Genomic DNA, 21646 nt, shown 5'->3' with positions numbered 1-21646 from the left:
TACAACTCTTTGCCGCAAATCCAAAGAATGAGTCGGCATTCCTTTCTCTCCTTCCTCTTGAATACCTGTACCCTATTTTAAATTAAAAGGCTGTACTTGCTCTGGAGATCTTTCTGGCGTTTCCTTTGCCATTGGCGAAACTCTTTCTCGTAGCGTTCACCCTCCGTTTGGTAGGCGTTCCAGCCCTTGAGGGCAACGGTCAAGCCCCACCCCATGAGGATAAACAGCGACCAAGATAGCCCTCCACCGGAGAGCCAGTCTAAGCCCAGCAAAAAGCTGTTGACAATTCCATAGCGGCCCAGCAGTTGGTAAAACTGCCGACGGCGGTAGCGCTGGAATTCTCGGTGTTGGCTGTTCAGCTCTTGCCAGGCCTTCCATTCCTGCTCGGCCAAGTCCAGCTCTTGGGGGGAGATCCCCAGTTCGGCAGCCATCTCCTGCAGTTGGGAGCGGGTGAACTCGCCCAGGCGTGGCTGGCGGGCAATGGCCCGCTGGAGGATCTGCTGCACGTCCTCTTGGCTGTACCGGGATCCCGACATTTGGCTGACTTACATATAACTTCGTAAACTTTATATCTCTTAGTTTGGGCTAGCTGGATCTTGCGCCTTATGAAGCTCCCTCCGCCGCGGGATCCCAACCGTTAGACTAAACCTAGACTGCGAGCCTCCTTCTCTGGGGTTAAGTGTCCCTGTACTGCCTGTGATCTGTGCTTGCCAGTAGGGTTATGGCCTCCACCCGCTCTAGATCTTACCTTCGCCAGAGTCGTACCTCCCTATTGAGCGATCTGCTGCAGGCTTTGCCGCACCTGCGCCCACAACTGTATTTCAAATCCTCTTTGGTTGCCCTCAGCCACGCCATTGAGGATCAGGTGCTGCAAGGGCAGGGATCCCCGTGGGTATTCGCTAACTTTCAAAAGGAGCGCTACTACCGCCAGGAGGCACGGCGCTACCAGCGCATCAGCGCAATGGCCCAAGACGTGTTTGTGTTGGCGACCCCAGAAAAGGATTTTGCTCAGACAGACCTGCCCTACCACACCATTCCCTTGGATCCAGAGGATCCCTTGGTGCAGGAGTGGCACTTGATCGTCATCGATGCCCACTATGCCACCTGCCTCGTGTGTCGAGAACGCTTGCAGATGCAGCGGGAGCGTCCTTGGCAAAGCAGCGATATGGATGCAGCTCGCCAATTTGATGGGATCTGGTCATTTGATCGTCAGATTACAGTCCAAGCGGCTTTGGCCCTGTTGCCCAAGATCCTCAGTTACCGACCGGATCTGGAACCTCGCCTTGAGCCCCTTCGCCAGTACCTCAAGGGATCCCCGCAAAACTCCGCCAGCCAACTGAATCCAGGCCCCTTTACCGAGCGGCTGATCACCTATCTCCAGGCAGGGCAATACAAACTGCAGCGGGCCTACCGCACCATTCGGGTGCAAGAGCGCAAAGAGCATCTGATCAACCGCATCAGCAGTGCCATTCGCCAGTCTTTGGATCCCGGCGAGATTTTGGCAATTGCTGTGCAGGAGCTGGGGCAGGTGGCAGAGGTGGGGCGATGTTTGATCTACCGTTACGATGGCCAGGCCCCTGCTGTTCAGATTGAGCAGGAGTACCGCACCCTAACGATGGGCAGCCTTAAGGGATCCCTGTGGCCTCTTCCCAGCAACCCTTTTTTGCGGGAGGCAGTAGCCTCGGCACAAGCGGTGTGCTGCGAGGATACCCAAAAGGATCCCCGCCTGCAGCGAGTGCCGGAGCTGTGGCAGCCGGCCCAAATTCGGGCTTGGGTGGCCATGCCGATTCTCTATCAAGGGCGGTTGCTGGGCCTATTGGAGCTACACCACGAACACCCTCACCGCTGGCAGCCGGCCACTCTGGAGTTGGCAGAAGCCATTGCCAACCAAGTGGGGGTAGCCCTCTTGCAGGCAGAAGCCTATCAGCACCTAGAAGAGCTCAATCGCCAGTTGGCAGCTCTGGATCAGGCCAAATCAGAGCTGATTGCCGTGACCGGACACGAGCTGCGCACCCCGCTGTCCACCATTCAGGTGTGTTTGGAGTCTTTGGCCAGCGACCCCGACATGCCCCTGGAGATGCGCCAGGAAATGTTGAACACAGCCCTGCAAGATGCCGATCGGCTGCGGGAGTTGGTGCAGGACTTTCTCACCCTCTCCAAGCTGGAAAGTGGTCGCGTTCGCTGGCATATCGAGCCGTTGTCTGCTCAAGAATGTGTGGAGCTGGCCCTGAGCAATGTCAAAGCGCGACGGCGGCACGAAGACTTGCCCACCATCGAGCAGGTGCTGCCCAAACGGCTGCCAATGGTTAGGGCGGATGGGGAGTGGCTGGTGGAGGTGTTGCGTAAGCTGCTGGACAATGCCTGCAAATTTACCCCTTCCACCGGACGGATCTGGATTCGGGCAGAAGTGGAGCCACCAGCCGGTGGATCGACGGGGGCGATGGTGAAGTTCACTGTTGCCGACACCGGGCGCGGCATTGAGCCAGACCGGTTGCAAGCCATCTTCGAGCGGTTTTATCAAGCAGAGGGATCCCTGCGGCGCTCGGTGGGTGGGACGGGCTTGGGGCTAGCCATTTGCCGACTGATCATTGAGGCCATGGGGGGGCGCATCTGGGCAGAATCGGGGGGGATCAATCAGGGCAGTGCCTTCCACTTCACCCTGCCGATAGCGCACCCACACACCCAAGGACAGCCCTCGATCGCTGCTTGAGACTCGAAAGGTGAAGGACCACCGGCCCACTTTGCCTCTGGGATCCACCTGGCAAATTCCAGCTCGAATATCAAATCCCACAAATGGCAATAAAGCTGTTCCCCAGCCCCCCTCTTCTTTGGCAGAAGGGCTGAGAGTGGTCGCGTCAGCGGCGCGGAGCGCTTGGGGAACGAGGTACCTATTGGGCGCGCCTCAAACGGGCTTGGAATGATCCGACAAACTCAGGCAGCGCTCCCGAATGGCTTGTAAGTTCAGGGCCAAATCTTGGCAAATGCGGCGCTCCACCAGACCGACAGGCATTCTGCGGGGAGGCTTGACCTGCAGGTGGTAGGTGAGCAAGGTTTGATGGGCCGACCAATCGGCCAGATCCCAAAACCCCTCGAAGATAAGAAAATCCCCTTGTGTTTTTTGGAAGCGAAGCTGCTGAGGAAAGATCTCCTCGATAGCCAGCACCACCGCAGCAGAAAATTGGGCAAATAAAACCTTTTGGGATCCCACTTGACGTACCAGTGTGCGGCCATTCTCACGGCCAATGACGCGACTTTCCACCAAGTTGGGAATAAACTCCGCCAGATGGTCGTAGTCGGTCAAAACCTGCCAGACCTGCTGCCGCTCCACCGGAATCAGGACGCGACCTCGCACTTGGCAGCGGCGCTCCCCCAAATCCTCCACCTCCACCTGGATGTCTGAGGACTCCGTCCCGCTGACGCCAGCAGGAATGGGGATCCCATCTTCTGGGGTGGGGTCTTGGGGATCCCATTCAGGGTCAGAAGGCATGGCGAGAACTTCAGTCGCGTAGGTGCTGTAGAGCAGTGCGGAAACCGGAGAGGGAATCGATTTTTGACTGGACAAACCATTCGCCAGCAGTTCCAATAGGCTGCCCCCCTGTGTTTTCTATTGTATCAGGGAACTGTATAGCAGATAACGAACTCTAGGGGAGAAGGGCCTGGAACCAACCGACGATCACCTGCCAAACCTGTTCTAGAAGGGCAAAGGGATCCCGCAACTCCTGCAGCACCTGCCGCGGGCCAATTCTAAAGACCACGTACAACACGGCCAAGATGATTACAATCCCCACCGTTGTCCAGATGGCCTCTCGAACCACCCGCACCCAAAAAACCAGCATAAAAATGGCGATGGCTACAGCGGCAACCAGCGGCAATGTGTCCAGTACCATCGGATCCCACCTCGTTTGGCTCAGATGTTTCAGATTTAACTCCACTGTAGCCAGCTTGAAGTAAACTACCCGACCCTGACTACTTCGCAGTACAGGGCGGGCTTTCGGTAGCCCTGCAGTTGGCAAGCCAACCACGGACCTCTAGGCTGGTTTACGGCAGCCCCAAGTTTGGCAATCATGTTGGCCCCATTCCAGTCCGCATCCCCTTCCCATCCACAGTGCCCACACTTGAACTGCTTCCCACTGCGATAGGATTGCGCAGGGTCGGGATGAATGTGCAAACACCGGTGGCAGGTCTGCGACGTGTAGGCAGGCGGAACCAGCACCACAGGTACTCCGGCGATGGCAGCCTTGTAGACCACAAACATCCTAAGCTGGTAGAACGCCCAGTTATTGGTTCTGCGCCGCTCAGCTTTGCTGCGTGGCTGTTGATTGACCCTTTCCCGAATCCCTGTCAGGTCTTCCAGGGCAATAGCGCTGTTTGTGGTCTTTGCCCTAGAGACAATAGCTTTGGAGATGCGATGATTGACCCACGCCTGAAAGCGCCTCTCCTTGCCAGACAGCCGTTGCAACAGTTCTCTGCATCTGCGCCGCGAACTGCGGGTGCCCTTACTGGCTTTGCGTTGAAGTACCGCCCTCAGCTTGGAGTAGTGGTCTCGGATTCGGTTCAACTGCTGTCCATTCCAGTTATCTCCTTCCGATGTATGAGCAATATCCGTCCTTCCCAAGTCCACCCCCAGCACCCTATCCGTGCGTTGCGGTGGGGATGGCTCCGCTTCCACACAGATTTGAATGGAGTAGGAACCGTCTTTGCGCTTGACCAGAGTGGCAGATTTGGGATTGGAGCCTGCCAACTGTTCTCTCTGGTAACGGCCAATCGCCAGCTCAAAGCGCTCTCGACCCCCAACGGTGGTCAGCGACACCGTCCAGTCTTTCTCGCGGAACGAAAAGATACGGGCATCGTAGGTCGCGAAGCCTCTCTTGAACGCTTTGACCGGACGGTTTTTCTGTCGGGCAACTTTACGGGCACCGGCCAGCCGTCTGCAGACCTGCTGGTCGCGTAAGCGGGACGTAGTCCTTGCCAAGTTACTGGACAAGCCAAACCGAGCGCGAATCTGGTGATAGCAAAGGGACTGGAGTTTGACTGCGTTGACTACTTTTTCTGGTGTGTTTTGGTTGACCCAGTTCAACGCCTGCACAAAGGCATCCATTGTCGCATCCAACTTTGCGGCTTGCGACTGGGACGCCTTGAGCTTGCAGGAGACGGTCAGGACTTGGGTCATGGTTCTATCATAACTTCCGCATTCCTCCCGACACTGACCCTACGGGTACAGTGCGGGGCTCCTGCGATTTCTAGCTGAAAACAGGTGTTCGTAGATGTCCGTTGACAAGGGATCTCCTCTCGTAAAATGGGATCACCTCGAGATAACCCCTCTTTAGCTGGGCTGGACCTATGGACATCATCACCCTTGGCTGGATTGCCGTCCCCACCTTCTTCGTTCTTTCCATTGCCCTGGTGGTCTGGGGGCGCAACGGCATGTAATTTGTCATGCCTGGATTGAGCCTCACATCCATCTTGCATTCATCTTGTTGTTCCTGCCGCCGATATTGACGGGGTTACCCCCGCTCACACCATGGAAACCGATCTTCCCTTGGTCGCCCGCATCGCCTACGGAAGCATCTTTTTGCTGTTGACAGCCGTAACCCTGGGCGTTGGCTACATTACCTTCATCGACTGGCGGGATCGGCGGCGACGCAACGAAGTTGAGCGCAAAGCCCGTCGCTCCAAGCGCTAGGGCCGGTGTTGAGCCTGCTCAGGTTAGTCTTCAACCCAACTCAGGGTGGGGATGGCCAGGTAAGGCAAGGGATCCTGGGGTTGCAGTTGAGAAAGATGCCGCAGGATGCCCTGGTTAGCCTGCCACAGGGCTTGCACATCCCATCCAGCGTAGGTGGGCAGAAAGTCCGCCAGCTTGCGGTTGGCCTCCCCCAGCAGGATCATGCAGCCGCGGCGGTTGCCGTTTTGCAGGTGATAGTAGGCCACGGCGGTTTGCAAAAGCCCCTGGTAGAAGCGCCGCTCTGGATCCACTGCCTCCATCCACAGGGCCTCTAGGGTGTCGTGGCAGGCGTAAAATTCCCCCCGGTTAAACTGCTCGGCGGCCAAACGCAACGCTTCTGAGTGGGCATTGCTCATGTGGCTAGGCACAGTTGTGGGCTAGGGGTGAGGTCTGCACAGGCAGGGATCCCTGCGGCAGCACCAGGGTAAAGCAGGTTTTGCCTTGAGAGCTCTCCACCGAGACGCTGCCCCCCAGCCGCTGCATCCACTGCTTGACCAAAGCCAGGCCCAGGCCGGTGCCGCCCCGCTTCCAGGGATCCCCGCTGGGAATGCGGTAAAACTTCTCGAAGATGCGCTCCCACTCGCTGTGGGGAATTTCTACTCCCTCGTTGATCACCCGAATTTCCACCTGCTGCGGGCCAGAGCGCTGCGCTGTTACCCAGATGTTGCACCCTGGGGGAGTATACTTGCAGGCGTTGTTGACCAGCTCCTGCACCACCCGCTCCAGGCCACCTTGATCGGTGAGCACCTTGCCCACATTTGGCGCAATCTGCCACTGCAACCGTTGCTGGTTGGCCTGGGCCCGCTGTAGAAACGGCTCCAGCACGCTGGGCAGCCAGGTTGCCAGCGGCACTTCTTCCAGATGGAGCGTTTTGGATCCCTGCTCCAACCGCTGCAGATCCAGCAGGTCGTTCACCAATTCCGCCTCCCGCTCACACTCCTGCTCCAAGATCTTGAGATATTGCTCTCGTTTTTGGGGGGCGCGGGCGGTTTTCAGCAGTTGGATGGCCATCCTCATGTTGGTGATGGGGGTGCGCAGCTCGTGGGAGACGGTGCTCAAAAAATCATCTTTGAGGCGGTTGAGGCGCTCCAGCTCACCAATTTGCTGCACAGAAGCCTGGTAGAGGCGGGCCTGGCGGATGGCAATGGCGCAGTGATCCGCCACCTGCTGCACCACCTGCACCTCCAGTTCATCAAAGCACTTGGCTGCCGGCTTCGCCAGCCAGAGATCCCCCAGCACCCCTTGGTCATCCCGCAGCGGGCACACCAGCAGGGTCAGCCCTTCCCGACGGGGGATCCAGCCCTGCCCAGGCAAGTGGCAGAATTGCACCGCTTGACCCCCTTGCAGGTGCCGGTAAAGATCGGGGTAGTCGGCCAAGGTCAGGGTGATCCCACCGGCAGGTGGTAGAGCAGAGGTGTATTCATAGCGCACCGTCGCCTGGCCAGATGCCCAATCGTAGAGACAGAGATCGCAACCTTGAATGGGCAACCCCAGAGCCAATTCTTGCACCACTGCCCGCAGGATCTGGGCTTCCTCCAAACTGCTGCGCACCTGGTCGGTGACCCGCTGCAAGAGGGCATCCATAGCCAGAGATCGCTGCAGGGCCGCCGTCCGCTCCTGCACCTCCTGCTCCAGACGGGCGTTGAGGGTTTGCAACTGCCGGTAGAGCTGATTTTGCGTAATGGACAGGGCCAAATGTACCCCGACCCGACTCATCAGCTCTTGCTCTGCAGCTGACCAAGCCTTAGGCTCGTCAATTTTCAGCTCCCGCCAGGCAGCAAAAGAGATCAAAGGCAGTTCTTGTCTGGGATCCCCCTGGGTAAACCAACGGTAGCCCGCCCAGTGGGTTTCTTGGTAAACGGCCCCGCGAAACACGCTCAGCCAGCCCACCGGCTGGTCATTCCAGGCGAGCTGGGCCACCAGCAGGCCACGAATGGGTGTCTGCTTCATCTGCTCTTGCAGCTCCGGCCATTTCTCCAAGTGGGAGAGCGACCACATCTTGACCCAGCCCCCCGCTCCTCCGGCCCTTCCGAGCTGCTCCTGTAGCCAGGTGTCGTAGCTGGCCGGGGGTTGCACGCCATGACAACAGAGGGTGTCTGCGCCCATAAAGTGGATCCGCAGCCGTGCCCCGATCCCCTGCAAACCGGCAGCAAGCTGCTCCAGCACCGTGGTCAAGGTCGTCTCCGGGTGTAGGGGCGAATAAACCAGGGCAGCAATTTGGTTGATTAGGCGTTCCTGCTGCGCCTTTTGCCGCGCTTGCTCCAGCAATTCCGCCTGAGCAATGGCAATGGAAACTTGATCCGCCAGCAACTGCACCACCTGCAGCTCTTCTTGGGAGTAGGGACGAGGCTCAGCATGATGGGAGACCAACAGCCCCCATAGCTCCTGGTGATGCATCAGGGGAACCACCAAGGAAGAGGCCACCCCCATGGATTTCAAATAGTGAACATGGCAGGGATCCACGGGCCGCTGCAGCGGCTCGCCCAGAGGAACCCTAGCAGACAACCCCCAAGACTCCGGCTGGCTGATGGAACGGCTCTGCGCCTCTACATCCACAATCACCCGCACCTGAGCTAGGCGAAACAACCGCCGCGCCTCCTCGGGAATGTCCCCTGCCGGAAAAGTCAGCCCCAAGAGCGAGGGCAGCCGCTCCCCGCCTCGTGCTTCCGCCACCACCGTCCCATGCCCTTCCGGGTCGAAGCGGTACACCTTCACCCGATCCGTACCCAAAAAGGCGCGCACCTCCTCCACCGTCGCCCTCAGGATCTGATCCAGCTCCAGGGATTGCCGAATCTGGTGGGTGATGCGGTTGATGAGGGCATCTCGGCTGGGTCGAGCTGCGGCAGCCCACGTTTCAGTATCCATAGTTGCAAGCCCCTAGCCCCTGGAATTAGCGGAAAGTACCTAAAAATACATCCCTTTTTTCCAGCATAGGATGCCCTTGAGAAGAGCAGTCGGAGTTCAAAAGAAAAGTTAAAGAAAAAGTTAAAAACGGTAACTCAGGGTTTCCCGGGTTGGAATCGCCTGAGATCTGGAGCCGGGAATGGCCTACGGCTCACCCGCGCCCTCGGAAAGCAGAGCTAGGGGAGAGGCAACCGAAACAGGCGAGCAGCGTTCTGGCTGGTTTCTTCTGCCAGTTTTTCCGGCGGGATTCCCAACAGCTCCGCCAAGGTTTGGGCCACCCGCTGCACATAGGCCGGCTCATTGCGTTTGCCGCGGAAGGGGGTGGGAGCCAGAAAAGGGCAATCGGTTTCCACCAAAAGCTGGGATAGGGGCACCTCCAAGGCCGACCGGCGGACAGTCTCGGCGTTCTTGAAAGTAACAATGCCGCTGAAGCTGATGTAGCAGCCCAGCTCCACAAACTGCCGGGTTTCCACCGGGGATCCGCTCCAGCAATGCATCACCGCCCGCACTGGCCCCCCCGTGGCCATGGCCTCCTTGAGGATGGCGTAGGTGGCTGCTGCCGCCTCGCGGCAATGGACGATCAACGCCAGATCCTGCGCTTGGGCAATGGCAATCTGGGCCCAGAAGGATTCTTTTTGCCGCTCGATATCCGCCGGGTTGGACTTGTAGAAATCCAGGCCCGTCTCCCCGATAGCCACCACTCGCTCGTCGCTGGCGGCCAGGTGGGCGATCTTTTCGGCCAAATCGGGCTGCCACTGGCCCGCCTCCAAAGGGTGCAGCCCCACCGACAAAAATACTTCCGGATACTGGTCGGCAATGGCCTGCAACTGGGGGAATTCTGCCGGTGTTACACAAGAATGCACCAAACGCCGGATCCCCGTCTGACGCCAGCGCTCGGCCACCTGGGGCAGATCCGCGGCAAAATCGGGGTAATTGAGGTGGACGTGAGTATCCACCAAAGGAGCAGCAGGTAAGACGGCGGTGCTCAAGGCTCAGCTCCCCAACAATCGTGTTGCCAACCTTATCCAATTGTAAAAGCTGTCCCCGGCCTGCTTGGGATCCCTTCTGGCGCTCCCGTTTGCCGGCGAGATCCCCTTGCGACGGCTCCTGGGGGGGCAGGATGATCCACAATGATTGAGGAAACCTTACGCCGGAGGTTTGTTATGGCCCGTACCCCCTCAACCATGCTGCCTTTGGGCACCCCAGCCCCTGACTTCAGCCTGCCGGATGTGGTGAGCGGCCAAACCATCTCCCTCTCCACCTTTGCCGACAAGCCGGCCCTGCTGGTGATGTTCATCTGCCAGCACTGTCCCTATGTGAAGCACGTGCAAGAGGAGCTGGCCCGCCTTGGCAGAGATTACAAGGATCGCGGCGTCGGCATTGTAGCCATCAGCGCCAACGATGTGGAGAAATACCCGGATGACAGCCCAGAGAACTTGAAGAAGATGGCCGAGACCTTGGGCTTTACCTTCCCCTTCTGTTACGACGAAAGCCAAGAGGTGGCCAAAGCCTTCACCGCCGCCTGCACCCCTGACTTTTTCTTGTTCGACGCGGATCGCAAGTTGGTCTATCGTGGTCAACTGGACGACAGCCGTCCCAGCCTGACCGATGTGCCGGTGACGGGCAAAGATTTGCGGGCGGCGCTGGATAACCTTCTGGCCGGCAAGCCCATCGATCCCGACCAAAAGCCCAGCCTGGGCTGCAACATCAAGTGGAAACCTGGCAATGAGCCTGCTTATTTCGCTGGGTAGATCCCGCTTTTTTGAATCGCGGCCAGGGCCTGTCGATGCAAGCTGGGGTTGGCTGCCGCCAACACTTCTCCCGTGGAGGTGCGGGTTAAGGGATCCCCTCGCCAATCGGTAATCACGCCACCGGATCCCTCAATCACCGGCACAAGGGCAGCAAAATCGTAGAGGGCAAGGCCACACTCCATCACCAGATCCACACAGCCGCTGGCCAGCAGGCCGTACTGGTAGCCATCGCCCCCATAGGAGGTAATGTGAACTGCTTGGCTGAGCCCCTGGAAGCACCGTTGTTGGTCGGGTTGGGCGAACAAATCGGGGGTGGTACAGCTCAAGTAGGCGCGGCTGAGGTCGGTATTGGCCTTGGCTCGGACGGCTTGCCGGTGGGAGGGGGTTATCCATTGAGTGGGCTGTCCCCGTACCCCCAGCCAGCGTTCGCGCAACACCGGCTGATCGATGATGCCCAAAATGGGGCGGTCTTCTTCCAAGAGGGCAATCAGAGTAGCAAAGGTGGGCTTGCCGGTGGAAAAGGCGATGGTGCCATCCAAGGGATCCAGAACCCAGGTATAGAGGGATCCCGTCTGGTGAAAACCAAACTCTTCGCCAAGGATGCTGTGTTCTGGCACTTGGGCCATCAGCAAAGCTCGCATGGCCCACTCTGCCTCCCGGTCGGCCACCGTCACAATTGGGGAGCGGGCCTCTTTGTATTCGGCTTGCAGTTCTCCGCGAAACAGGGGGCGAATCACCGCTCCGGCAGCATCGGCCAGGGCCTGGGCCAGTTCAATCCACTCTGCCTTGACCACCTTTTGCCCACCCCATCTGCCCCTTCCCTTTCTTAGCATAGGGAAAAATTTCCTCTCGGTTTATGCGGTCTGGCCTGCTCTTAACTCCTCTGGAATGGCTCTGGACGGCGATTGGGGTAATCCTGACCATTTTGGGCACCCTGACCCATTTGAGTTTTCCGCCGGAGCTGCCTGGGTTGGGGGGATACAGCTTCTCGCTGCAAATCGGGGGCGTGTTGCTGACGGCTTGTTTGGCGGGGCCGGTGGCAGCGGTGTGCGCCCAGATCGTCTATCTGGGGCTGGGGCTGGCAGGGCTACAGGTGTTTGCCCAAGGGGGAGGATGGCAGTACCTGTACCAGCCCGCCTTTGGCTACTTGCTGGGGTTTTTGCCAGGAGCCTGGGCCTGCGGGACAATTGCTTTTCCGCAACGGGATCCCTACCCTTCTCCCCCGGCCCACCAACGCGCTGCCGATGCCAAGCGGTGGGCAGAAGGGATCCCTGACTCCCCGGTGGGCCTCCAAGAGTTGGGATCCGGCAGCTTGGTGGCTTTGGCCTTGGTTCACCTGACCGGGATTCTCTACCTTTTGGCCACACAACCCTGGAATGGGGAGTTGCTGAGGTTGATAGGGCTTTACTCTGGCTATACTCTGCCGGGACAGCTCATCGTGGCCAGCTTTGTTGCAGTGATAGCGTTGCTGTTGCGGCGCTTGCTGCTGCTCTGAAGCAAGGGAATCAACTCTGCGCAAAGGCCCATGCAGATTTAGGTCGTGGCGCATCTTTTCTCAAGCTGCAGAGGCAGAAAGTAACTTAGAGCTGTGCCGCTCAAGCGGTGGTACAGATTCTGGTCAAGTCTTGCCAGGATGGATGGGTTTGCGTGAGGAACTGCGGGATGCAACGGACTGCTCTCACCCTTTTGGCCACTGGCCTTTTGGCCACTGGCCTGGCTGCCTGTGGAGATGGCGGCAGCTCAGGGGGCTCGATCCTGCCCCCACCCCAAGGCCCAACGGTTTCGTTTATCAATGCGCCCACCTCGGTGCGGGTAGGCACCTCCACGCCGGCTTTTACGGTGCAGGTGAGTGTGCCGGGTGGTGCTCGTCCAACGCAGTTCCTCGAGCTGGAAACTTTCAACCCCAGCGGCGTGCGCGTGCAAAGGGAATTCTTCAGCCCGCAGCAGGCCGGCTGCAATCCCGGGGCCACCTTTTGTAGCTTCAGTACCGATTTCCGCGTTGCCCTCGGGGATCCCATCGGCGTTTGGCAGTTCCGGATTACCGCGTTTGACCAACAGAATCGCTCCGGATCCCAGACATTGCTGATTACCGCCTTCCAGTAGGCAAGCAGAGTTGCCGGTTTTGGGGTGAGGCCACTCACTCTAGAGGGGAATGCCCACCAGCGGGCCGAAGTCCGAACAAGGACTGAATCTTGCTCACCGCTGCGGCTTTCTTCCTGCTTCCACAACCCCTAACCAGCAGCAGCTTGCGTCGCCGCACCGCCGGAGGGATCTCCACAGGCGTCAATTTCCCCAGGGCTAGCGTTCCGCGCCGCCGGTGCGACCGGCAGAGTTCCACAAAAATAGGGCCGGAGGCATGCCCCCTCAAGCTATGAGCCGGTTATCACTTGGGTTCGCAAGCTGCCCAAGGCGGGATCCCCTACTCCAGGTCTCGACGGTTGGGGTTGCGGGAGGGGTCGTTGCTCAAAAAACCAAACACAAAAAGCCCCACAAAAAAGATGACAACCGCGTAAACAGAGATTTTCAGTAACAGCATAGTTTCAGCAACCCGTTTCCGACTGAGTGAACTGATGAAGCGATAAGGCAATCGTAAAACAAGGGTGAACCACCCCAGAGAGGGGATCCCGTCAAACCTGAGACCCCGCAAAACTTCTTCACAACATCATACCTCTCAGAGGGCCTTTTTCCCGCAAATGGCCCCAGTCTCCCCCCGAGAGATCCTTTCATCCCATCCTCAGAAAAGGCTGCAAAGCCCGGCATGTCGGGGATCCCCGGCAAGAGCAGAGATTGTTAAGAAATATGCTGGGCTGGAAACAAAGATTGCAACTCCTCAGCGGCAGCAACGCTCGCGGGCGACCGGGACATAGGAAGATATAATTTGCGGCTTTGCCGGTCTTGCCGGACCTGTGTTGGATTTGCCCATGCCTTTTGATCGGTTAGGCCACTTAGAGGTTCTGGATGGGCGGTCGGGAGCTCAGCCGCAACCTTTGTCGGGGATCTATCGGCCCCAGGAGTTGCTGCTTTCCGATGGGATCCCGGCTTTTCTGCACCACTGGCCCCAGGGATCCCCTTGTGGAAGGGTGTTGCTTTTGCACGGCAAAGGGGATCACGGCGGCGGGTTTTGCCCTTTGGCCGGCGAGTTGGCTGCTCAAGGGTGGGAGGTTTTGGCTCCCGACATGCGGGGATTTGGTCGCTCCGGCGGGATCCGCTGCTGGATCGACCGCTTCAGCCAATATCAAGCGGATCTGGAGAGGATCGCCCAGCAGGTCTGGCCGCAGAAAGGGATCCCGCAGATCTGGTGTGGGTATAGCGCGGGGGCCAACTGGGTTACGGAATATGCCCTCGCCCATCCCGACCAAGTGCAGGGCCTGGTTCTCATCTCTCCGGCTTTTCGCATCGACCACTATTTCACCCCTTTTACCCACGCCCTTCTGCAAGTTTTGGACAGGGTTGCTCCCCAGCTGGCCTTAACTGGCCTCTACGAGCCGGCGCGGGTGACTTCCCTACCCGAGCAGCAAGCCGCCTTTGCGGCGGATCCCTACATGTGCGGTGTGACGCGGGCCAGATTTACAGCCGAACTGGTGCGCAGTGGACAGCGCTGCCTTGATCAAGCCCATCGGCTCTGCCTGCCGGTTTTGCTGCTTTACACCTCCGCCGATATCGTCGTCAATCCTGCGGGAGCTGTGGATTTTGCCCGTCGGCTGCCCCAGGGAGAAATCCACGATTTTCCCCGGTCGCGCCACGATCTTTTGCACGACTGCCAAGCCGAAGCGGTAAAAGAGACCCTTCGCCGCTGGCTGGCTCGGCATTTTCCCTCTGCCCCGGATGTCGCCTCTCGCCGGACGACCAGCTCAGCCCCTACCGACCTCATGGCAAAATAGAAACGCCCTCTTTCCCCCTGCTCTCATGAGCCAAGACCTGATCTACCGTCCCCGTCGGCTGCGGCGCACAGAGGCCTTCCGCCAGATGGTGCAGGAAACCCACCTGCGGGTGCAGGATCTGATCTATCCCCTGTTTGTCATGGAGGGGGAGAACCAGCGGCAGGAAGTGGAGTCGATGCCCGGCTGCTACCGCTACACCCTAGACCTGCTGCTAAAGGAGGTGGAAGAAGCCGCTCAACTGGGGATCCCGGCGGTGGCCCTGTTCCCGGTGGTGCCGGAAGAGAAAAAGGATCCCACCGGGCAGGAGTGCTTCAACCCGGAAGGCTTGATCCAGCGGGCGGTGCGGCGGATTAAACAGGAAATTCCCGAGATCTTGGTGGTAACCGATGTGGCCTTGGATCCTTACAACAGCGACGGCCACGACGGCATTGTGCGGGATGGGGTGATCCTCAACGACGAGACGGTGGAAGTTTTGGTCAAGCAAGCCCTCTCCCAAGCAGAGGCGGGAACCGACATTGTGGCCCCCTCGGACATGATGGACGGTCGTGTCGGCGCCATTCGGGAGGCCCTGGACGACCAAGGCTATACCGATGTGGCGATCCTGGCCTACTCTGCCAAATATGCCTCTGCCTTCTACGGTCCCTTCCGCGATGCCCTGGGATCCGCGCCCAAATCGGGAGACAAGAAAAGCTATCAAATGGATCCCGCCAATGCTCGGGAAGCCATCAAAGAGGTGGAGCTGGACGAGGCCGAGGGGGCGGACATGGTGATGGTGAAGCCGGCCCTGGCCTACCTGGACATCATCTACCGAGTTAAGGAATCGACGGATCTGCCCGTGGCTGCCTACAACGTCAGCGGCGAGTACGCCATGATCAAAGCCGCCGAACAAAAAGGCTGGATCGACGGCAAAAAAGTGATGTTGGAATCCCTGCTGGCCATGAAGCGGGCTGGCGCCGATATCATCCTCACCTACTTTGCCAAAGAGGTGGCCTTGCTTCTCAAACAAGCCTAGGCAGAGGCAGCCTACGGCCTGGCAGACGGCTGGGTGGACTGCCCGATCCAGGAAGGGTGGGTGTTCTTCTCGTCGTCCGCCACCCAGGTACTGGGATCCACCAAACGCACCTGAATTTGATTGCGTGGCACCCGATTCAGCCGTTCCTTGATCAGGGCCTCCTGCTGCAAGGGATCCATACCTCGATCCACCCCCTCCTGCAGCCGAGAAATCCGAGTGGACAAGACCTCGATATGCCGCTCCAGAACCTGGAGCCGGTGATGCTGGGCCAACTGCACCGGCAAGAGGCGATACAAACCACTGAGGGCAGCCGCCGTAAACAAGACATTCACCCCGATGTGACAGGCCATCTCCCAGACTTGAGGCTCGTGGCCAGGTTCTTGCCGTCCGCGCCGGCGGGAGCGCTGGACAGGGATCGTCCGCCGACCGGAAATTGGGAGAGAGGAGGGAAACCCTGCCCGAACCAGGGATCCCTGCCCTTGGGAGCGATGCACTCGTGGAGCAACAGAGATGTCCAGCCGCGGCCCAGCAACCTGCTCTGCACGCATAGACACGTGGCGAGCCGGGGTACGGGAAGAAGACTTGGGTGTCACGGGTGAAGGGAAGAAAATAGGGGGACGATGAACCACCTCTGCTGCCAAGAAGCGCAGCTAGGGCCTATTGAAGCCGATTTTTCCAGGTGTGTCAGCTTACTAGCGCAGGAGCCCCGCACTGTACCCGTAGGGTCAGTGTCGGGAGGAATGCGCTTTGATGAAGTACAATGAACCTATGAGCCAAGTCCTGACCATCTCCTGCAAGCTCAAGGTGTCCCAGTCGCAAGCCGCTAAATTGGACGCGACGATGGATGCCTTTATGCAGGCACTGAACTGGGTCAACCAGAACACGCCGGAGAAGATCGTCAATGCGGTCAAACTGCAATCCCTTTGCTACTACGAGATTCGCGCCCGATTCGGCTTGTCTAGCAACTTGGCCCAGCAGGCCTGCAGACGGGTGGCAGGCGCTCGCAAAGTGGCGAGACAGCACAACCGTCCAGTTAAAGAGTTCAAGCGTAGGTTCGTTACCTACGACGCTCGTATCTTCTCGTTCCGCGAGAAAGACCGGACAGTGTCGCTGACCACGGTGGAAGGGCGAGAGCGCTTTGGACTGGCCATTGGTAACTACCAGCGTGGGATGCTGGCTGGCTCTAACCCCAAATCGGCCACCCTAGTCCAGCGGAAGGATGGCTCCTACTACATCCAGATTTGCGTAGAGGAAAAGCCACCCAAGCAACAAGATACCGACAAGGTGATCGGGGTGGACTTTGGAAGGACGGATATCGCTCATACCTCAGAAGGGGACAACTGGAATGGACAGCAGCTGAACAGAGTCCGCGACCACTACTCCCGGTTGAGGGCGGTACTCCAACGCAAAGCCAGTAAGGGCACACGCAGTTCGCGGCGCAGATGCCGTCAACTGCTGCAACGGCTGTCTGGCAAGGAGAGACGCTTTCAAGTGTGGGTCAATCATCGCATCTCCAAAGCTATTGTCTCTAGGGCAAAGGCGACAAACAGCGCTATTGCTCTGGAAGACCTGACAGGGATCCGGGAAAGGGTCAATCAACAGCCACGCAGCAAGACAGAGCGTAGGCGGGCCAACAGTTGGGCGTTCTACCAACTGAGGCAGTTTCTGGAATACAAGGCGAGAGTTGCGGGGGTGACTGTGGTGCTGGTGCCGCCCGCCTACACCAGCCAGACCTGCCACAAGTGCCTGCACATCCATCCCGACCCTGCGCAATCCTACCGCAGTGGTAAGTCGTTCAAGTGTGGACACTGTGGATGGGAAGGGGATGCGGACTTTAATGGTGCGAATGTGATTGCGCTTTTGGGGGCTGTCGTAAACCAGCCTAGAGGTTCGGGCCTGTTTTGTTCTCTGGTAGAGCAAAGCAGGCTCAGGGCTGCTGAAAGCCCGCTCCGTACCGCTTAGCGGTCGGAGTCGGGTAGTTTACGCTTTGCCGCAAAACATTTTTATTCTTGGGCTTTCTTGGGCTCTGCCACTTCGCCAAGCTCAGCAAACGGATGGCGGGATCCCAGGCAATGGCCAACGCGGAGCAGGAAACGCGCTAGGCTAGAGGTTCGAATAGCGGAAAGGCTCTGCACCGTTCAAAGGACAAGGGCGGCACAGGGCTTGTGCAGATGCAAGTCGGATCCACATCATGCGCATTGTCATCACGGGTGGAAGTGGTTTTATCGGGCGTCGCTTGGTGGCCCGTCTGCTGGAGCAAGGGGATCAGGTTTTGGTCTTGACCCGCCGCCCGGAGCAGGCCCGCCGCATTTTGGGGGAATCCCCCAACCTCAAGCTGCTGCCCTACGATCCCTACCAACCGCAAGCCTGGGCAGCCGCCCTGGAAGGGTACGAGGGGATTGTCAACTTGGCCGGAGAGCCTTTGGCTTCTTCTCGCTGGACAGAGACCAAGAAAAAAGAAATCCGTCGTAGCCGTGTGGAAACCACCCAGGCCCTTGTCCAAGCCCTCGCCTCCCTCAACCAAAAGCCCCAGGTGATGATCAGCAGCTCGGCGGTGGGTTACTACGGATCCCATCCGGCAGGAGAACCCTTAACAGAGACGGATCCCCCGGCCCAAGATTTTCTGGCAGAAGTCTGTCAAGCTTGGGAAGCTGCCGCCCGGCCGGTTGAGGAATTGGGGATCCGTTTGGCCATCCTGCGCACGGGGATTGTGTTGGGGCCGGATGGAGGAGCGCTGGGGCAGATGCTGGCCCCCTTTCAGTTCTTTATCGGCGGAACGATCGGCTCCGGCAAACAATGGCTGTCCTGGATCCACCGCGAGGATTGGGTGAGCTTGGTCTGCTTCCTGCTGGAGCAGGGATCCGGAGTGTTCAACGCCACCGCTCCCAACCCGGTGCAGATGGAAGAGTTTTGCCGAACCTTAGGCCAGGTCTTGGGTCGCCCCTCTTGGTTGCCTGTGCCGGAGCTGGCGTTGGAACTGCTGTTGGGCGAGGCAGCTCAAGTGGTTTTGACGGGGCAGAAAGTGATCCCGCAAGCGGCTTTGCAGATGGGCTTTACCTTCCAGTACCCACAACTGAAAGAGGCATTACGACAGATCCTCCTGATACATTTACGCTGAACACTGCTGAACATCACTGTTCAACTATGCAGCGATAGCATTCTGTTTGTTTCCAACCAGAATGGCGGTATCCCGCAAAGCTTTGAGTAGAATACCCAAAGCGCAGTTTCCGTGTCGTCTTACTACCAATTTTCTGCTTTGCTTTGGCTACCATGTTGGCAGACTCGAAAGTAAACAGAAAGATCAACTGGTAGTAATCCGTACTGAACATATTATACATTATTTTCAGTATAGTTGAGCTTATCATTGACTAGAGTCATGCTCCCCCGCTGACTTCTCTCTACGCCAATTATTCTTCCGTGAAATCGGCTTCCACCACCCCTGAAGCAGAGCTGGGATCAGGGCTGGCAGCCGCAGTGGGTGCCGGAGCCGGTCGCGATGCCTGGGGCACTTGCACAATTTGGGGAGTAAAGATGAATAGGTTGTACACCGTGTTGCGGCGGATGTTGTCCATCATCTCCAGGAACAGCTCGTAGCCCTCGTTCTTGTACTCGATCAGGGGATCCTTCTGACCGTAGCCTCGCAGGCCCACAGCTTCCCGCAGCGCCTCCATCTGCTGCAGGTGTTCCCGCCAGAGGGTGTCCACCTGTTGCAACAGGAAAAAGCGCTCTGCCTTGCGCATCAAACCGGGCTCAAAGGTATCCAGAAAAGCCTCTTTGGCCTCATAGGCCAGTTCTGCCTGCTTGATCAGGTAGTCCAAGATCTGCTCGTAGGAGAGATCCTGCAGGTCTTCAACCTTGAGGTTTTGCTTCAGGAGCGGCACAAACTCCTGCATCTTGGCAGTCAGCTTGTCGATTTCCCACTCTTCCGGGGGCAGCTCTGGGTTGACATGCGCTCGCACGATCTCGCCAACGGTTTTGCGCACATAGTCAAGGATCTTGGTCTTGAGGTTTTCCCCCTCCAAGATGCGCCGCCGCTCTGAGTAGATGGCCCGCCGCTGGTTGTTCATCACCTCGTCATACTCGAACACCTGCTTGCGCATGTCGAAGTAGTACACTTCCACTTTTCTCTGCGCATTCTCCAGGCTGCTGCTGAGCAGCGGGTGCTCGATGGGCATATCCTCCTCCACCCGGAACATGTCCATGAGCTTGGCTACCCGCTCGCCACCGAAAATCTTGAGCAGGTTGTCTTCCAAGCTGAGGAAAAACCGCGAGGAGCCGGGATCCCCTTGTCGCCCGGCGCGGCCCCGCAGCTGGTTGTCGATACGGCGGGATTCATGGCGCTCCGTACCGATCACATGCAGGCCCCCCAGCCTCACCACCTCTTCGTGCTCGGCCTCAGTAATTTTTTCGTACTCGGCTTTGATGCTGTTGTAAACCTCCCGCAGTTGCAAAATTAGCGGATCCTGCACCGGCGCTTTCTCGGAAGCTACTGCGATGAGATCCTCCACCACCAGCTCTGGCAGACGGTTCAGCCCATACTTGGTCACGGCTGCTGCCACCACTTCGTCTAAAGCTTGGTTGGTGCGGGCCGACAGCTCACAGGGGTAAAAATTGGGGGAGACCACCGTCCAGGATTTTTTCGGCTTGGGTGCTGTCCCACCAAATCCCTGGCCACCCCCCCGTCCCACCATCTGAACGGATCCCAAGGGGTTGTCGGCGTCCAATTGAGCCAGCTTGGGCATCAGCCGTTCCCGCAGCTTGAGGCGGGCCATGTACTCCGCATTGCCTCCCAAGATGATGTCCGTGCCTCGACCGGCCATGTTGGTAGCAATGGTTACAGCGCCTTTTCGCCCCGCCTGGGCAATGATCTCCGCCTCCCGCTCCACGTTTTCTGGCTTGGCGTTGAGGAGGTTGTGGGGGATCCCCATTTCCTTGAGCATGGCCGAGAGGCGTTCGGATTTTTCCACGCTGGTGGTGCCCACAAGGACGGGGCGCCCCTGGGCGTGCATGTGGGCAATTTCCTCGGCAACCGCTTGCCACTTGCCCCTTTCGGTCTTGTACACCAAGTCGGGGGCATCTTTGCGGCGGATGGGTCGGTTGGTGGGGATCACCGTAACTTCCAGGTTGTAGGTTTTGCCGAACTCGGCCTCCTCAGTGCGAGCCGTGCCCGTCATGCCGGAAAGCTTGGGATAGAGCAGAAAAAGGTTTTGGTAGGTGATGGTGGCCAGGGTTTGGCTCTCGCTTTGAATCGGCACCCCCTCTTTGGCCTCCACCGCCTGGTGCAGCCCATCAGACCAGCGGCGGCCGGGGAGCACCCGCCCGGTGAACTCGTCCACGATCACCACCTCTTGATTGCGGACGATGTAGTGGACATCCTTGATGAAGAGCTCTTTGGCCTTCACCGCGTTAAAGACAAAGTGCGCCCAGGGATCCTTGGGATCAAACAGGTCAGAGACCCCCAGCAACCGCTCGGCGGCTTCAAACCCCTCGTCGGTAAGGATGACGTTGCGGGCTTTTTCATCCACCTCATAGTGTTCATCTCGGATCAGCTCCCGCGCCACCTGGGCTGCCCGCAGGTATTTTTCGGAGGGGCGAGCCACCTGACCGGAGATGATCAGGGGAGTGCGGGCCTCGTCGATAAGGATTGAGTCCACCTCGTCGATGATGCAGTAGTTAAAGGGCCGTTGCATCACCTCTTTGATATCGGTGGCCATGTTGTCCCGCAGGTAGTCGAAGCCCAGCTCGCTGTTGGTGCAGTAGGTGATGTCGCAGTTATAGCTGCGGCGCTTTTCTTCGGGCGACATGCCCTCTTGCACCAGACCAACCGTCAGGCCCAAGAAACGATGCACCTGCCCCATCCACTCCGAGTCGCGCCGCGCCAAGTAGCCGTTGACGGTAACGATGTGAACCCCCTTCCCAGTCAGGCCGTTCAAGTAGGCAGGCAGGGTGGCGACTAGGGTTTTCCCCTCGCCGGTTTTCATTTCGGCAATCTGGCCTTCGTGCAGCACCATGCCGCCGATGAGCTGTACGTCGTAATGGCGCAAGTTCAAAACTCGCTTGGCGGCCTCCCGCACCACGGCAAATGCCTCCGGCAAGAGATCGTCCAGAGATTCTCCTCTGTCCAAGCGCTGGCGAAACTCTGTGGTCTTGGCCTTGAGCTCCGCATCCGAAAGAGAGGCGATCTCGATCTCCAGCGAGTTGATCAACTTGACGACAGGACGGTACTGCCGGATCTTCCGATCGTTAGGATCCCCGAGGAGCTTTTGTAGGGTTTGGAGCATGGGCAAGCCTAGGCCAATGAAGAACATTGATTAATGATGCAATCTTACCATTTTGACTTGGCCGGCCAGGGAGAGGTGGGCCCAGATGAGCTGAG

The 21646-nt window shown here is 58.5% G+C and carries 21 protein-coding genes and 1 pseudogene; 10 read left to right on the top strand and 12 right to left on the bottom strand.

Going from position 1 to position 21646, the window contains the following annotated elements; translation table 11 throughout:
• Positions 1 to 77: 77 nt before the first annotated feature.
• Positions 78 to 536, bottom strand: coding sequence for a 2TM domain-containing protein (locus tag ACVWZJ_RS03410; RefSeq protein ID WP_457394609.1), 459 nt, complete (start codon positions 534 to 536; stop codon positions 78 to 80).
• 185 nt (positions 537 to 721) lie between these two features.
• Between ACVWZJ_RS03410 and ACVWZJ_RS03405 the strand changes: the two genes are divergently transcribed.
• Complete coding sequence (locus ACVWZJ_RS03405) at positions 722 to 2710, top strand: DICT sensory domain-containing protein (RefSeq protein ID WP_457394606.1); 1989 nt, start codon at positions 722 to 724, stop codon at positions 2708 to 2710.
• Between the two features lie 192 nt (positions 2711 to 2902).
• Here the strand turns inward: ACVWZJ_RS03405 and ACVWZJ_RS03400 are convergent, their stop codons facing one another.
• The 3 genes from ACVWZJ_RS03400 to ACVWZJ_RS03390 all read right to left on the bottom strand — a co-directional run bounded on the left by ACVWZJ_RS03400 (position 2903) and on the right by ACVWZJ_RS03390 (position 5170).
• Positions 2903 to 3487 (bottom strand): SRPBCC family protein, encoded by a 585-nt coding sequence (locus ACVWZJ_RS03400; protein ID WP_414329799.1) that lies wholly within the window; start codon positions 3485 to 3487, stop codon positions 2903 to 2905.
• A gap of 154 nt (positions 3488 to 3641) precedes the next feature.
• Positions 3642 to 3887: a hypothetical protein gene (locus ACVWZJ_RS03395; RefSeq protein ID WP_049749597.1), complete on the bottom strand. Its 246-nt coding sequence runs from the start codon at positions 3885 to 3887 to the stop codon at positions 3642 to 3644.
• Positions 3888 to 3952: 65 nt separating this feature from the next.
• On the bottom strand, positions 3953 to 5170 hold the full coding sequence (locus ACVWZJ_RS03390; RefSeq protein WP_457394602.1) for an RNA-guided endonuclease InsQ/TnpB family protein: 1218 nt from the start codon (positions 5168 to 5170) through the stop codon (positions 3953 to 3955).
• 170 nt (positions 5171 to 5340) lie between these two features.
• Between ACVWZJ_RS03390 and ACVWZJ_RS03385 the strand changes: the two genes are divergently transcribed.
• Together ACVWZJ_RS03385 and ACVWZJ_RS03380 are read left to right on the top strand one after the other, a co-directional pair.
• Positions 5341 to 5430: a cytochrome b6-f complex subunit PetN gene (locus tag ACVWZJ_RS03385; protein WP_244349857.1), complete on the top strand. Its 90-nt coding sequence runs from the start codon at positions 5341 to 5343 to the stop codon at positions 5428 to 5430.
• Positions 5431 to 5521: 91 nt separating this feature from the next.
• A complete protein-coding gene (locus tag ACVWZJ_RS03380; RefSeq protein ID WP_011434030.1) occupies positions 5522 to 5683 on the top strand; it encodes a hypothetical protein in 162 nt (53 codons plus the stop codon).
• A gap of 23 nt (positions 5684 to 5706) precedes the next feature.
• Here the strand turns inward: ACVWZJ_RS03380 and ACVWZJ_RS03375 are convergent, their stop codons facing one another.
• The 3 genes from ACVWZJ_RS03375 to ACVWZJ_RS03365 all read right to left on the bottom strand — a co-directional run bounded on the left by ACVWZJ_RS03375 (position 5707) and on the right by ACVWZJ_RS03365 (position 9582).
• Entirely contained in the window at positions 5707 to 6078 is a 372-nt protein-coding gene (locus ACVWZJ_RS03375) for a DUF309 domain-containing protein (RefSeq protein WP_011434029.1), read from the bottom strand.
• Between the two features lie 4 nt (positions 6079 to 6082).
• Positions 6083 to 8587 (bottom strand): sensor histidine kinase, encoded by a 2505-nt coding sequence (locus ACVWZJ_RS03370; protein WP_457394599.1) that lies wholly within the window; start codon positions 8585 to 8587, stop codon positions 6083 to 6085.
• 215 nt (positions 8588 to 8802) lie between these two features.
• Positions 8803 to 9582 (bottom strand): TatD family hydrolase, encoded by a 780-nt coding sequence (locus ACVWZJ_RS03365; protein WP_011434027.1) that lies wholly within the window; start codon positions 9580 to 9582, stop codon positions 8803 to 8805.
• A 207-nt stretch (positions 9583 to 9789) separates the two neighbouring features.
• Here ACVWZJ_RS03365 and ACVWZJ_RS03360 point away from each other — a divergent pair, with 207 nt between their 5' ends.
• On the top strand, positions 9790 to 10377 hold the full coding sequence (locus ACVWZJ_RS03360) for a thioredoxin family protein (RefSeq protein ID WP_414407619.1): 588 nt from the start codon (positions 9790 to 9792) through the stop codon (positions 10375 to 10377).
• Here ACVWZJ_RS03360 and ACVWZJ_RS03355 read toward each other — a convergent pair.
• The gene (locus ACVWZJ_RS03355) at positions 10362 to 11210 is read right to left on the bottom strand and encodes an inositol monophosphatase family protein (protein WP_457394595.1); all 849 of its coding nucleotides are present in this window, start codon (positions 11208 to 11210) and stop codon (positions 10362 to 10364) included. The genes ACVWZJ_RS03360 and ACVWZJ_RS03355 overlap by 16 nt on opposite strands.
• A gap of 23 nt (positions 11211 to 11233) precedes the next feature.
• Between ACVWZJ_RS03355 and ACVWZJ_RS03350 the strand changes: the two genes are divergently transcribed.
• The gene (locus ACVWZJ_RS03350; protein ID WP_457394592.1) at positions 11234 to 11872 is read left to right on the top strand and encodes a biotin transporter BioY; all 639 of its coding nucleotides are present in this window, start codon (positions 11234 to 11236) and stop codon (positions 11870 to 11872) included.
• Positions 11873 to 12039: 167 nt separating this feature from the next.
• Positions 12040 to 12480, top strand: a complete 441-nt coding sequence (locus tag ACVWZJ_RS03345; protein ID WP_414413529.1) for a hypothetical protein — start codon at positions 12040 to 12042, stop codon at positions 12478 to 12480.
• A gap of 316 nt (positions 12481 to 12796) precedes the next feature.
• Here ACVWZJ_RS03345 and ACVWZJ_RS03340 read toward each other — a convergent pair whose 3' ends face one another.
• Positions 12797 to 12913: a photosystem II reaction center protein I gene (locus ACVWZJ_RS03340; protein WP_011434021.1), complete on the bottom strand. Its 117-nt coding sequence runs from the start codon at positions 12911 to 12913 to the stop codon at positions 12797 to 12799.
• Positions 12914 to 13298: 385 nt separating this feature from the next.
• Here ACVWZJ_RS03340 and ACVWZJ_RS03335 point away from each other — a divergent pair, with 385 nt between their 5' ends.
• Both ACVWZJ_RS03335 and hemB read left to right on the top strand, forming a co-directional pair.
• Positions 13299 to 14258 (top strand): alpha/beta hydrolase, encoded by a 960-nt coding sequence (locus ACVWZJ_RS03335; RefSeq protein WP_457394588.1) that lies wholly within the window; start codon positions 13299 to 13301, stop codon positions 14256 to 14258.
• A gap of 25 nt (positions 14259 to 14283) precedes the next feature.
• Complete coding sequence (hemB, locus tag ACVWZJ_RS03330) at positions 14284 to 15270, top strand: porphobilinogen synthase (protein WP_011434019.1); 987 nt, start codon at positions 14284 to 14286, stop codon at positions 15268 to 15270.
• Between the two features lie 11 nt (positions 15271 to 15281).
• Here the strand turns inward: hemB and ACVWZJ_RS03325 are convergent, their stop codons facing one another.
• Complete coding sequence (locus tag ACVWZJ_RS03325) at positions 15282 to 15818, bottom strand: slr1601 family putative cell division protein (RefSeq protein WP_238376986.1); 537 nt, start codon at positions 15816 to 15818, stop codon at positions 15282 to 15284.
• Positions 15819 to 16038: 220 nt separating this feature from the next.
• Here ACVWZJ_RS03325 and ACVWZJ_RS03320 point away from each other — a divergent pair, with 220 nt between their 5' ends.
• On the top strand, positions 16039 to 17232 hold the full coding sequence (locus tag ACVWZJ_RS03320; RefSeq protein WP_457394585.1) for an RNA-guided endonuclease InsQ/TnpB family protein: 1194 nt from the start codon (positions 16039 to 16041) through the stop codon (positions 17230 to 17232).
• Between the two features lie 229 nt (positions 17233 to 17461).
• Positions 17462 to 18388 carry a thylakoid membrane protein ThyD gene (gene thyD, locus ACVWZJ_RS03315; protein ID WP_457394582.1) on the top strand — a complete coding sequence of 309 codons (927 nt, stop codon included), beginning with the start codon at positions 17462 to 17464 and terminating at the stop codon, positions 18386 to 18388.
• Positions 18389 to 18412: 24 nt separating this feature from the next.
• Here thyD and ACVWZJ_RS03310 read toward each other — a convergent pair.
• Together ACVWZJ_RS03310 and secA are read right to left on the bottom strand one after the other, a co-directional pair.
• Positions 18413 to 18596 (bottom strand): annotated as a pseudogene (locus ACVWZJ_RS03310) (hypothetical protein); the annotation flags it as partial.
• Positions 18597 to 18677: 81 nt separating this feature from the next.
• Complete coding sequence (gene secA / locus ACVWZJ_RS03305; protein ID WP_011434014.1) at positions 18678 to 21551, bottom strand: preprotein translocase subunit SecA; 2874 nt, start codon at positions 21549 to 21551, stop codon at positions 18678 to 18680.
• Positions 21552 to 21646: the final 95 nt, after the last annotated feature.

Source organism: Thermostichus sp. OS-CIW-29 (assembly GCF_054058195.1).
Note: the sequence above shows the minus strand (reverse complement) of the source record. Positions and strands in the feature narration are given on the sequence as shown.